9 protein-coding genes are annotated in these 13,472 nt (G+C 44.3%); 7 read left to right on the top strand and 2 right to left on the bottom strand.

All coding sequences use genetic code 11. The features are described from left to right. Positions 1–19 precede the first annotated feature (19 nt). Positions 20–724 (bottom strand): DUF6250 domain-containing protein, encoded by a 705-nt coding sequence (locus KDU71_RS21420; protein WP_212193170.1) that lies wholly within the window; start codon positions 722–724, stop codon positions 20–22. Further along, positions 711–4,775, bottom strand: coding sequence for a hybrid sensor histidine kinase/response regulator transcription factor (locus KDU71_RS21425; protein ID WP_212193171.1), 4,065 nt, complete (start codon positions 4,773–4,775; stop codon positions 711–713). Before KDU71_RS21425 ends, KDU71_RS21420 begins: the two co-directional genes overlap by 14 nt. A gap of 320 nt (positions 4,776–5,095) precedes the next feature. Between KDU71_RS21425 and KDU71_RS21430 the strand changes: the two genes are divergently transcribed. The 7 genes from KDU71_RS21430 to KDU71_RS21460 all read left to right on the top strand — a co-directional run bounded on the left by KDU71_RS21430 (position 5,096) and on the right by KDU71_RS21460 (position 12,986). Continuing rightward, positions 5,096–6,325, top strand: coding sequence for a glycoside hydrolase family 88 protein (locus tag KDU71_RS21430; RefSeq protein ID WP_212193172.1), 1,230 nt, complete (start codon positions 5,096–5,098; stop codon positions 6,323–6,325). Positions 6,326–6,335: 10 nt separating this feature from the next. Then, a complete protein-coding gene (locus KDU71_RS21435; protein ID WP_212193173.1) occupies positions 6,336–7,883 on the top strand; it encodes a sulfatase family protein in 1,548 nt (515 codons plus the stop codon). Continuing rightward, positions 7,870–9,273, top strand: coding sequence for a sulfatase family protein (locus KDU71_RS21440; protein WP_212193174.1), 1,404 nt, complete (start codon positions 7,870–7,872; stop codon positions 9,271–9,273). The genes KDU71_RS21435 and KDU71_RS21440 overlap by 14 nt, the downstream gene beginning before the upstream one ends. A 1-nt stretch (position 9,274) precedes the next feature. Beyond that, entirely contained in the window at positions 9,275–9,898 is a 624-nt protein-coding gene (locus tag KDU71_RS21445) for a carbohydrate-binding family 9-like protein (protein ID WP_212193175.1), read from the top strand. 490 nt (positions 9,899–10,388) lie between these two features. Then, entirely contained in the window at positions 10,389–11,555 is a 1,167-nt protein-coding gene (locus KDU71_RS21450; protein WP_212193176.1) for a 5-(carboxyamino)imidazole ribonucleotide synthase, read from the top strand. Further along, positions 11,540–12,052: a 5-(carboxyamino)imidazole ribonucleotide mutase gene (gene purE / locus KDU71_RS21455; protein ID WP_212193177.1), complete on the top strand. Its 513-nt coding sequence runs from the start codon at positions 11,540–11,542 to the stop codon at positions 12,050–12,052. Before KDU71_RS21450 ends, purE begins: the two co-directional genes overlap by 16 nt. After that, a complete protein-coding gene (locus tag KDU71_RS21460) occupies positions 12,036–12,986 on the top strand; it encodes an L-threonylcarbamoyladenylate synthase (protein WP_212193178.1) in 951 nt (316 codons plus the stop codon). The genes purE and KDU71_RS21460 overlap by 17 nt, the downstream gene beginning before the upstream one ends. Positions 12,987–13,472 lie beyond the last annotated feature (486 nt).

Here is a 13,472-nt window from a genome sequence, read left to right on the forward strand (position 1 = left end):
GTTGCTGCCGGGCCATCCCTTAATGCAGCTTTGTAACTCTAAACCCGCTAATTAGCTGGTGAGACTTATAAGTACGTAGTCCAAACCATCCAGATGTATACGGATCAGGATCGTCAATATCAAATATCTCCTTTCCATCACGGATGTATTGAACATGCCCCTTGTTGGCTATCAACTGCACCGTGTATTTTAGATTGGGTGTGAGTAATACATCTGGCGATGAGAGATCATGCCCCTCCTCCAATGGGCGGATGTCAGTGCCATTATAGCGGCGGAAACGTGTCCGGGTATTATCGTGACCACCACAGCCAACATAGTAAAGGTTCAGCCTGTCGTACTGGCGAAATTGCCCCCTTCGCTGACTTTCTGCATGAAAAAGATTGCTTTTATCGATTGGGTCCGTCGCCATCCAAAATACGTTCATGTCTGATACCCTGTCATACGACCCTTGTTCATCAATCATGGTCACCTGGTATTCAATCATTATAGGCCCTTCCAGTTTGCTTTTAAACCAGACAGTGCAACCTGAAGAATCGAGAATCTCAATTCCTTTATCGGTAAAAAGCACATCCCCACCAGGCTGCTGCTCCACCACCCACTGTGCAGGGTCGAACAACACTTCATCGCCATAAAGTTCATTATCACTGCGGCTGTTACATTGCCACAACAGCACACCCAATAAACAGCATACGATGCTAAAACGCATTACATTATTCTTCTTCATTACTTAATTTATCACTTTCTGATTCTTCACTACCGCCTTGTTTAATACCATATTTTGAAGGTGACACCCCAAAATGCTCGCGAAAACAACGACTGAAATACCGGGGCGTACTAAAACCAACCGCATAGGCTATTTCAGACACATTCATCTCCGGGTTGCCCATTAACAACTCCGCCGACTTCTTCAACCGGGTCGACAAGATAAAATCGTTGGGTGTTTGCCCGGTGACACCTTTAATTTTGGCATATAAACGTGTTCGACCCAAGCCCATCTCACGGGCAAAGTCGTTTACATCAAACTCGGTATTGTCCATGTGTTTCTCAATAATATCACGCGCCTGCTCCATCATCTTCCTGTCAAGGGTGTTGGTAGCCACTTCTTTAATTTCTGCCTGAGGGTCCTGCTTGAATTTCTGCTGCATAATGGCCCTGTTCTGCAACAAATTCTTCACCCGTGTGCGCAGTAAACGAATATTATAGGGCTTAGTCAGGTAATCATCGGCCCCTGTTTCAATGCCTTCTATTTTGTATTCCAGGGCTGTACGTGCCGTCAGCAACACCACCGGAATGTGGCTGGTTTGCACGTTACGTTTTATTTTGGCACACATTTGTGTACCCGACATATTTGGCATCATCACATCCGATATAATCAGATCAGGCTGATGCTCCAATGCCGCCTTCAGTCCCTCGCTGCCATCTTCAGCCTCAATTAGCTTATAACTCGCTCTGAAGATATCGACCAACAGGTGACGCGCCTCGGCATTATCTTCCACCAACAAGATAGTCGGCGCATTCTCAGGCAATTCGGCAGTCTCGTCCACCTCTTCTATATCATGCGGCATTATCACCGGTGGCTCAATGGTCTGAAGTATCTCTTCAGCAGGTGTTAATTGCTCTTCGCTGTAGTGCTTATTCCCTTTCTGAAGCCTCACTGTAAATGAAGTACCTTCCCCTTCCTGACTGTTGACCAATATCTTCCCATCATGCTCGGCAATAATCCCTTTGCATAAGGCCAGACCAATTCCACTGCCCTGACCACTTGTTTTTCCGGTCACGCGATCGATCTGGTAAAACCGATCGAAGATTTTTGATACTTTATCGGGTGGCATACCCGGCCCATTATCCGAAATGGTTATATCCACATATCCGGGCTGCTCAATTACCTCAATCACCACCTTGCCAATTTGCTCATCCACCACCTTAAATGCATTGGATATCAAATTATAAAACACCTTCTCCATCTGCGACTTATCAAACCAAAGAGCCAGCGACTCGGGTGGTGTCTTAAAGCTGTAATCAACCTGATGATAATGGGCATATTCAACAAATGACTGGTAAATTTCATCAACAAATTCACCCAGTCTAAACTCAGCAACCTTCAGTGTCAAAAAGCCTTGCTCCAGCTTTCTGAAGTCAAGCAATTCAGTAATCAGGTTATTCAATCGGATGGCATTATTATTAATGGTCAGCAACTTCCGGTAGTTACGTGCCGATGTTTTGGTATCCTCTAATATAGACTCAAGCGTACCGGTAATAAGTGTCAGAGGTGTACGAAATTCATGTGAGATGTTGGTAAAGAATCTGAGTTTCGACTGATTAAGCTCTTTAATCTGTTCTTTTTCACGCTGTTCAGCCTTCAGGTTATCCACCAATCGTACCTTAGACAGGTATATCTGGTTGAGCCACCATATGATAGCCAGCAACACCAGGAAATAAAAGATATAAGCATACCATGTTTGATAAACAGGTGGATTGACAGTAATGTGCAACAGCTTTTCGTCAACCACACTGTTTTCAATACCGCTAAGTCCCCGTATCTTAAGAGTGTAGGTACCTGCATCCAGGTTGGTGTAGGTCACAGATGTTTGCTCACCGGCATCCACCCAGTCCTCATTAAATCCCTCTAACTGATACTGGTAGCGACTTTGGTTGGTGGATATATAATTACAGGCCGAATAGTGCAGGGTAAAGATATTTTGATCGGGTTCTAATACAATATGATCGGTAAATGGCAAATCATCTTCCAGAATGCCGGAATTATCGCCCGGCACTACTTTTTTATTATTCACCCACAGGGCCGACATCAGCAGGTTGTAGTTGGTCGATTTCTTCAGGATATCCTCTTCTTTAAAGGAAATTAAACCATTGATTCCTCCGACAAATACTTCGCCATCGCTGGTTACATAAAGAGAACCTTCATTGAGTTCCTCCAGCGGGAAACCATTGTGCCGGTCATAGTTATAGAAGCGGTTATTCTCAATATCAAAACGGCTCAATCCTTTTCCTGTGGCTATCCAAAGATTCCCGTAGCGCGACTCCTGAATACCATACACAAAATCGCTGGGTAACTGATGGGTGGCACGTGAATAATTGACAAAGTGATCCTTTTCGCGGATATACTGATTGAGTCCGCCACCAAAGGTCCCTATCCAAAGGCGGAACTGATGATCTTCAAAAATAGTGTAAATAGTATTACTGCTAATAGCATGTAAATCATTTGCTTTATATTGATACCTGTTTAGCTTGGCACTTTGAATATCATAGGCACAAAGACCATTCTTTTCAGTCCCTATCCATAATTTACCAAAACTATCTTCGAACAGACAATAGATAACCTTACCAATATAAGCTCGTGTTTCGGCATCATCGATAAAATGCGAAAACTGCTGAGTGACAGGACTAAATCGGATAACCCCTTCGTGAGTACCCAGTAAATAGTCGCCATGAAACGGAATGATATCGGTGATAACCCCTGATGGCAGTGATGTCGTATCTTCCGGGTTATGGAGGAAGTTCTTGAACTTGCCACTTTCTAAATCAAGGATATTAAATCCCCCCATGTGTGTTCCGATAAATAAGGTGTTTTTGTCTACCTTTAATAATGACTTCACATTGTTATGCGATAAACCGGCCTTTCCTTCACGGTAGTTATAATGTTTGAAGGTCTTGCTTTTACGGTTAAAATAATCCAGTCCGCCTCCTTCAGTAGCAATCCATAAGTTATTCTGTTCGTCTTCAATCATCTTACCCACCACACGGTAGCCAATTCCTTCGGGATGATCGGCTCTGACGGCATATTGCTGGTAAATCTGAAAATCAGGGTTATAATAACTGATAGCTCCAAAATAGGTGCCTACCCACATGGTCCCCTGATGGTCGCGCATCACACTGTACACACTATTGTGCGATAAGGTTTTACTACCCTCATCGGTCTGCTTGTAATTAGTAATTGTATGATTTCGGCTATCAATAATACTGAGGCCTAAAAAAGTACCTACCCACACATTACCTTTAGAATCCTCATTAATATCTCTGATAATATCATTGACAAGCGAACTATCCTCGTCATGATGCTTAAAATGCTTAATGATCTGGTGATGCTGATTAAGCAGGTACACGCCCTGCCCGTTTGTACCTACCCATATGTGCTTGCGTGAATCGGTAAATACGGTGTTTATGGTATTATCAAGGATATGAGCCGTAACATTTTTCTTCGGGTTATATTTATAGAGTCCTTTATTACTGCAGATCCATACCATACCGGCGTTATCAAGGTAAAGCTCATTTATGGGGGTATTCTCATTGAATACATCCGACTTGAGCTTAAAGGCATTCAGTTTCCGATCCAGTTCAAACAAACCTCTGTTGGTACCAACGAGTAAATTACCCTTAAAAGGCAATATGGATAATATACCATCGAATGGAAACTGCTGAAATTCAAGCGTAGTAATATCGAGGCGGGACACACCAGCGTAGGTGCTGGCCCAAATATAATTTCCGTCCCGCTTCAAATCCCTGACATTATGCCCCAGCAATGAGTTGGTATTACCCCTCACCGGCCTGAATGTTTTTATTTGTGCCCCATCATACACATTCAAGCCATCGCGTGTACCAATCCATATCCGCCCTATGCTATCCTGCAGCATGGTAGTAACCGTTACCTGCGATAGTCCATCCTTCAGACCCAGGTAGTCAAAAGTTACCTTTTGGGCATTGGATGCTAATGCCAGCAGCAACATAAATGCCATCACTATCGTTTTCTTCATCCTCATAATCCCCTCAATTAATTAAAATGAAACACAGCAAAAACCTATCTATAACAAGGCAAATCTAATACATTTACAAAGGAACTTCACTCACAAAAATATTCATCCAAAATAGTTCGCATTACGTACAATATCGTACGCCACAACATTTATCACCCAACTCTTTGCTACTGACAGTCAATTGTTTTTGCTTTTTCTGTACAATTTTAGTGTTTAAAGGCCAGATAGTTAGGCCTTTTTTACACCAAAGGGTTAGTTATTTTTGTGTTAGACCAGTTAGGGAAAACAACAATAAAAAAGCTAATTTGAACTTATTGAAAAGAGATATGACAACATCGTTAATCAAAAATCTAGGACTCGCTGTTTTTGCACTGACCATTGGTGGCTGTCAGCAAACACAAACATCCGAGCCCTTATGTGAAGAGAATCTGAACTTCGCCACCAAGCAGATAAATTTGCTTTTGGAGGATGCCGAGCAAGCTAATAAAATACCACGCACGCTCACCGCTGAAGGAGAAATGCATTGGACACTTGAAGGATTTGACTGGACAGAAGGATTTTTCCCGGGCACTTGCTGGTATTTATATGAGTATACCAACAATAAGAAATGGGAACAGGCAGCTGATAAGTTCCAGAGTTTGTTTGAGGACCATCGCCTGCTTCCTTATTACCACGACCTGGGCTTTGTATTTAACTGCTCCTATGGCAACGGCTACCGCCTTACGTCCAATGAGCACTACAAACAGGTATTGATTGAAGCCGGTAATACCTTAATCACACGTTTTAATCCTAATGTAGGCTGTATCCGTTCGTGGGATGTGGATAAGGGCTGGCAATCAAAGCGGGGCTGGCAGTATCCTGTTATTATCGATAACATGATGAACCTGGAAATGCTGTTTGAATTAACAAAGATGACTGGTGACCAGAAATACCAGGACGTTGCCATGGCACACGCCAACACCACCATGCAGCACCATTTCAGAGAGGATATGAGCTCGTACCACGTCATTGATTACGACAGCATCACCGGTGAGGTAAGAAACAAACACACAGCACAGGGCTATGCACACGAATCGGAATGGGCCAGAGGACAAGCCTGGGGTGTTTATGGTTATACAATCTGTTACCGTTATACAAAAGATGAGCGCTACCTGAAGCAGGCTGAAAAGATTGCTGATTATATTATGAACCATCAGGATATGCCGGCCGACCGTATTCCCTACTGGGATTATGATGCGCCAAAAATCCCGAATGAGCCGCGTGATGCCTCTGCAGCAGCCATTACAGCATCGGCATTAATCGAGCTCAATGACTATTCGAAGAACGATTACCTGAGCGAAGCCAAGGCCATTATCAGCAGTCTTTCATCAGATAGCTACCAGGCAAAACTGGGCACCAACCATAACTTTATATTAAAGCATAGTGTAGGCAGTATTCCTCACAATAATGAAATTGATGTACCATTAAACTATGCCGATTACTATTATGTGGAAGCCCTGTTACGCCTAAGGGATTTAAATAAGAATGAAACAGGCCAACTGGCCCAGGTCAATTAACAGCAATAATATGATTAATTTCAGACATATAAACAGTGCCATTATGCTTATAATGGCACTTGCTGCATGTAGCAGTCCGGTTAAGAAAGAGCCTAAAAAGCCCAACCTGGTCTATGTGTTTCCTGACCAGTTCAGAAAGCAAGCCATGAACTTTTGGGATACACCTGAGTTCAAAGGTGCCATACGCACCAAGGCTGACCCGGTAAAGACACCTCAACTCGACAGTTTTGCCAAAGAGGCAGTTGTTCTGACCAATGCTGTGAGCAACTGTCCGCTTTGCAGCCCTCACCGTGGCAGCCTGTTTACCGGCTTATACCCCGGTTCATCGGGCGTACCGCTCAACTGTAACGCCGATCGCCCCATCAGCTCATTACGCGATGATGCCGTGTGCATCAGCGATGTGTTGAGTACCAAAGGCTATAACCTGGCCTATTTTGGCAAATGGCACCTCGATTTTCCAACCCCCAATGACCCGGCTAATCCGGGTAACTATGTGGATCCGCGCACACCTGCCTGGGACACCTATACACCCAAAGAGAAGCGCCATGGGTTTGATTACTGGTACTCATATGGCACCTGGGACGTGCACAAAGATCCGCATTACTACGACAACAAGGGCAATCGATTCGATCCCAAAGAATGGTCGCCACAGCACGAAGCCGATGAGGTTATCTCCTACCTGAAAAATGAGAAAGGACAACGCGATACAGAAAAGCCATTTGCCATATTTGTATCGATGAATCCGCCTCATAATCCGTACAACTCACTGGACGACTGCCTGGAAGAGGACTACAGACAATACAATAGTGAGCCATTGAGCAAGCTCCTGCACAGGCACAATGCCAACCCGACCATGAAAAAGGCCCAATCGGCCCCTTTCTATTTTGCTAATGTAACAGGTGTTGACCGGGAATTTGGTCGCATTATGGAGCAACTGAAACAGATGGGTGAATATGAGAATACCATTGTCGTATTTACCTCGGACCATGGCGAAACCATGTGCAGCCAGAATACTAACGATCCCAAAAACAATATCTTTACCGAGGCCTTTGATGTGCCTTTTATGATTCGCTGGCCTGACATGTCTCATGCCCGTACCGATAATCTGCTTATGGGAACGCCCGATATTACCCCAACGCTACTGGGACTGATGGGTTTTGGAGAAAAGATTCCGGCTGAGATGCAAGGGCATAACTATGCCGATGCGCTCACTTTAGTGGATAATGCACACAGGCCTCAATCGGCACTCTACATCAGAAATGTTAATGGGAGAAAAGATGAGGACGGCCTTGTTCAAAGCTATTTCCCAGTTGCCAGAGGCATTAAAACACACCAACATACACTGGAACTGATGATTGATAAGGAACATCAGTTGAAAGCTACGCGTTTTTATGATGATAATGCCGATCCTTACCAGCTGAACAACCTGCCGGTAGATAAAAGTGCTCCGGAGGTACAGGCGCTGTTAAAAGAAATGGCCTACTGGCTGAAACACAGTGACGACCCCTGGTACAACGAAAAGATACTAAACGACTGGATTAGCTATGATGGAGAATAATTACAGGGACATGCTAAAAACCATATTTCTGGCTGCTGCAATGTTTACAGCAGCCAGTCTGGTATCAGCCCAATCGCCCCAACCCAATATTGTGGTGATTATGACGGACCAGCAAACAGCTAATGCCATGAGCTGCGCCGGTAATACTGACTTATCTACTCCGGCTATGGATCTGCTGGCATCTAATGGCACACGCTTTACGCGTGCCTATTGTCCGCAACCCTTGTGTGGTCCCAGTCGCTCATCAATGCTTACGGGGCAATACCCTCACCAGCTCAATGCATCCATCAACCTGCCCGAAACCAATAACTACTGGGCCAATATGGAAGTTGACCTGATGGGTAAGGTATTCAAAGAGCAGGGCTATAGCACAGGCTACATTGGCAAATGGCACCTGCCTGTGCCTGTTGATGAAAAAGAGGTCCATGGTTTTGACCTCATCACCAATACAAAAGAGCGCGACTGGCAGGATGCCTCCATCCCGGCCGACTGCTACGACTTTATTAAGCAACAAAGCAACGATAAGCCATTCCTGATGGTGGCATCCTTTGTTAATCCGCACGATATATGCGAATGGGCCCGCCGACAGAGCTTGCGTATGGAGCCAATTGCTGAAGCACCTGCTCCGGCTGAATGCCCGGATGTACCGGCTAACTATGCGATACCATACGGTCAGCCCGATATTCTGAAACACATACAAAGTCTGTCGTGGAGAACCTATCCTACCAATGACTGGGATAGAGACGACTGGCGCCAGTACCGCTGGGCCTACTATCGCCTGGTTGAACGGGTGGATACCTATGTAGGTCATGTGATTCATACCCTGGATAAACTTGGCAAACTGGATAACACGGTCATCTTCTTTTTGAGTGACCACGGTGATGGAGCGGGCAGCCACCAGTGGAATCAGAAGCAGGTACTTTACGAGGAATCTGTCAACGTACCTTTTATCATCGCTGATTTCAGAGTGAAACAGTCTGGTGTAAATTCTTCACAACTCATCAATATTGGTCTGGATTTGATCCCGACCATGTGCGACTATGCAACCATTGAGCAACCCGCCAGTATGGCCGGACAAAGTCAGAAGCCCTATGCCCTTCATCCGCAGGCAAGCGATGAAAATAAAGTGATTGTGCTGGAAACCACCTTTGCCAACGGTAAGGAGAACTATGGTATCTCAGGACGCTGTATCATACACAACAACTGGAAGTACATTATTTACTCTAAAGGTGAGAAGCGCGAACAGCTCTTCAACCTGGCGGATGATCCGGGTGAAATGAACGACCTGATTGACCATGGCGATGCGCAGGCAATTAAAAAGAAATTAGTTTCTTTATTGAGCCAATGGGGCCAGGCTAATAATGACCCCGTTGTTAAAAACCTTTATTGAAATGAAGCAACTGGAGATTAAGCGTATTGAACAAAGTGCATCAGGCGACATTTGCTACCCTGAAGCCATCAACCCAATTGATAACGATAACTGGAACTACCCGGCCGATGTGAAGGTGAAATTTGGCATGGCCTATGACGATAGCCACCTTTACCTGCACTATGCCGTGAATGAAAATCACCCCAAAGCGGTATGCACCACCACCAATGGTCCGGTGTGGGAAGACAGCTGCGTAGAGTTTTTTATTGCATTTGATGACGATAAATACTATAACCTGGAGTTTAACTGCATTGGCACTCGCTTGTCTGGCCTAGGCAAAAGTAACACAGACCGTCAGTGGCTCGCCACCGAACTGGTTGAAACCATTGAAACGATGCCGTCACTTGGCAAGCAAGCTATTGATTTGGAAGACACACCAACCCAATGGGAGATGAAGATTAAAATTCCGAGAAGCGTGTTTGGCACTAACATTAAGCAGTTTGAAGCCGGCCAGAGCTACAAAGGCAACTTCTACAAGTGCGGCGATAAACAAAAGCAGATGCATTTCCTGTCGTGGAACCCCATCGGTCATGAAGCACCTAACTTTCACCTGCCGCAATATTTTGGCACCATCAAACTGGTATAGGCTAAAGCCAGACAAAACAATAGTTACAACCCGGTACTGATGTACCGGGTTTTTTATTGGCTCCCCAGCTTGCCACTGTATCTGTACCTCTCATTTTATAAGGGATTTAAGGTGCTCAAAAACCGATAGTGATCAATCTTCAAATCGATAGTTATCGGTTTTGGGGTTAATCGCATGGTATAACTCAATTTTATCAATTGAGGTAACTGAACTGCCGTTATACCATGTAGCGAGAGGCAATGACGAACAGAAAACCAAATAAAAAGACTCTGCCAGACAGCCTAAACTTTTTTCATATCCATTGGTTTACCTACTGTTTTGTGAAACACCAGACAGACAAGGGTAATTGCAAACACAATTGTGAGTGCTGGCACATGCAAAAGAGTTGATTATTTTTGCAGCCAATTAAAAGCAATGTCGATTGTTTGTCAGCTTTAGACTACTTTTGTACTCTAAAGCCTTCAATGGAAACTTTTGCTACACAGATGATATGGAAAGACTGGTTACATCAAACTTAAAAATGGGAATTATAGCTGGCGGACAGCTGGGTAAAATGCTTATACAGGAGGCTAGCAAGTGGAATATTATCACCTACGTGTTGGATAAAGACGAAGACTGCCCCGCCGGTAAAATTGCATCGCACTTTGTCAAAGGCAGTAATCTTGATTTCAATGATGTCTACCAGTTTGGTAAGCAGGTGGATATCTTAACCTTTGAGATTGAGAATGTCAATATTGAGGCCCTCAATAAGCTGAAATCTGAAGGAGTAAGAATATTGCCCGACCCTGATATACTGGCTCTTATACAAGATAAAGGACTTCAAAAAGACTTCTACCGCAACAACCACATACCTACTTCGCCATTTAGGCTTGTACAGTCGGAACAGGATATTCTGAAAAGCATTGACAACGGTGACTTTAGCTTTCCGTTTGTTCAGAAATTACGAAAAGGCGGCTATGACGGCAAAGGCGTGGCTGTTATCAACAGTGCGAGTGATTTAAACAAGCTGCTGCCAGGTCCTTCGGTTATTGAAGAAAAAGTAGAAATAGACAAAGAAATAGCTGCGATTGTAGCCCGCAACAACAAAGGAGAAATCAAGTGCTACCCCATTGTTGAGATGCTGTTCGATCCGCAGGCCAACCTGGTGGATAAATTGATCTGCCCCTCATCTATTACTGTTGAGCAATCAGAAAAGGCCAAAAACATTGCCAGTGAAATAATTGAACTGCTTAATATGGAAGGCTTGCTGGCCGTTGAGTTTTTTATCGATAGCAAAGGGGAGGTCATCGTTAATGAAGTGGCACCGCGCACGCACAACAGCGGTCACCATACTATTGAAAGCATAGTAACATCGCAATTTGAGCAGCATTTGCGCGCCATATTGAACCTGCCATTGGGCAGTACCAAGCTTAAATTACCTTCGGTGATGATTAATATCTTAGGTGAAGAAGGTCACCATGGCAATGTATTATACGAGGGTTTAACTGAGAGTATGGCCATTGATGGTGTTAAAATTCACCTGTACGGTAAAAAAATCACGCAGCCTTATCGCAAAATGGGACATATTACCGTGCTTTCACCTTCGCTTGAATGTGCATTGAAAAAAGCTGAAAAAGTAAAACAATTAATAAAAGTTAAGTCATGGACAAAAAACTAGTGAGCATTGTAATGGGCTCTGATTCGGATATGCCGGTGATGAAACAGGCAGCAGAAATGCTGGATAAATTTGATATTGCTTACGAAATTGACATCGTTTCGGCTCACCGCACACCCGAAAAGCTTTATGACTTTGCCAGTAAGGCCCATGAACGCGGTATGGTGGCAATAATAGCCGGTGCCGGTGGCGCAGCTCATCTGCCGGGCATGATAGCCGCCATCTCACCACTCCCGGTTATTGGTGTGCCCATCAAATCGACCAACTCCATTGATGGATGGGATTCTGTCCTTTCAATTCTGCAAATGCCCGGTGGTGTACCTGTGGCTACAGTAGCATTGAATGGTGCCAAAAATGCAGGCATACTGGCTGCTCAAATTGTATCGGCGATGGATAAAACCATTCAAACCAAACTGATGGAATATAAGCTGGAAATGAAGGAGCAGGTGAATAAGAAATCAAATGACATTACATCGGGCAAAAATGGAGCGAACAAATAACATCGAAACTGCTGCCAAATATATTCAGGAAGGCAAATTGGTTGCTTTTCCTACCGAAACCGTATATGGCCTTGGGGCCAATGGTTTGGACCCTATGGCTGTTGCCAAAATATTTGAACTGAAAGAGCGTCCGTCTTTTGATCCTCTGATACTGCATATTGCCAGCCTGGATCAACTAAAGGAGCTGATAAAAACGACTGATGAGCGGGTTTATCAACTGGCTGAGAAATTCTGGCCGGGACCTCTTACCATGGTTCTGCCCAAAAGCGAGCGAGTTCCTGACCTGGTCACATCAGGTTTGCCTACTGTGGGTATCCGCATGCCGGCCAATCCCATTGCTCTGGAATTAATCAGCCAGTCAGGCTGCCCCATTGCCGCCCCCAGTGCCAATAAATTTGGTCGTATCAGCCCAACCACGGCAGCTCATGTTCAGAAGCAACTGCCTGATGTGGATTATATATTGGATGGTGGTAAAACCACTGTGGGCATTGAGTCAACCATTATCCGACTGACCGACATGGGTTTTCAGATACTTCGCAATGGCATTATCACCCGCGAGGAACTGGAAACGGTTCTGCCGTGCGACGAACAATCGGCCATTGAAAGCATGGAAGCACCCGGCATGCTCAAATCACATTACAGCCCACGGAAAAAGCTGCTGCTGGCAGATGATACTGCTAACTGGCAGGCAGACCTTAGCAAAGCCGGACTTATATCTTTTACCGGTAAGCTGGAGAATGGCTTCCACAAGGTGATACGCATATCGCAGAATGAAGAGCTGAAAGATTATGCAGTTAATATGTTCGAAGCCATGCATACCTTTGAAGACGATGATAGTATTGAACTGATTATTGCCGAACCGGTACCTGAAACAGGCATTGGCATTGCCATCATGGATCGCCTGCGCAAGGCTGAGTATGACTGGCGTAAATAAAAAGACTCTGCTTGGTGCTGACCCGGCCACTCTGCCATCAAGCCCTAATAATACAGCCTGCCAGCAACATCGCGACGCTAAGCTAAACGGAAGTACAAAAAAAGCCACGCATTACTACGTGGCTTTAAGTTGTATTGGTTTTGTTAGTTGTAAGCTAATTTTTAATCAGGACATAGATGGATTAGATTTCGGGCTATGTTTTAATATGACGTAGCGCTACGCCAAACGGGAACTCTTTCAAAATATACCCTTTAGCTATACCATAGAATTATTAATTTATTTCTGGGAATGATACTTTTTTAGATTTTAAATGCCACTGTAAAAAATCCGATTCCTTCAACATTAAGCAACTAACAAGTATTTCACTTCCCTTAATATCAACAACTTTATAATATCGTTAGTTTGTGGAATCACTATTCCAGCATACTAAAAAAGAATCAAACGTGATCTTTAACTTAGGCAAAAAGCTCCATCTGCTGCATTAAC

It is taken from the genome of Carboxylicivirga sediminis, assembly GCF_018156225.1.
GTDB classification, from domain to species: Bacteria; Bacteroidota; Bacteroidia; order Bacteroidales; family Marinilabiliaceae; genus Carboxylicivirga; species Carboxylicivirga sediminis.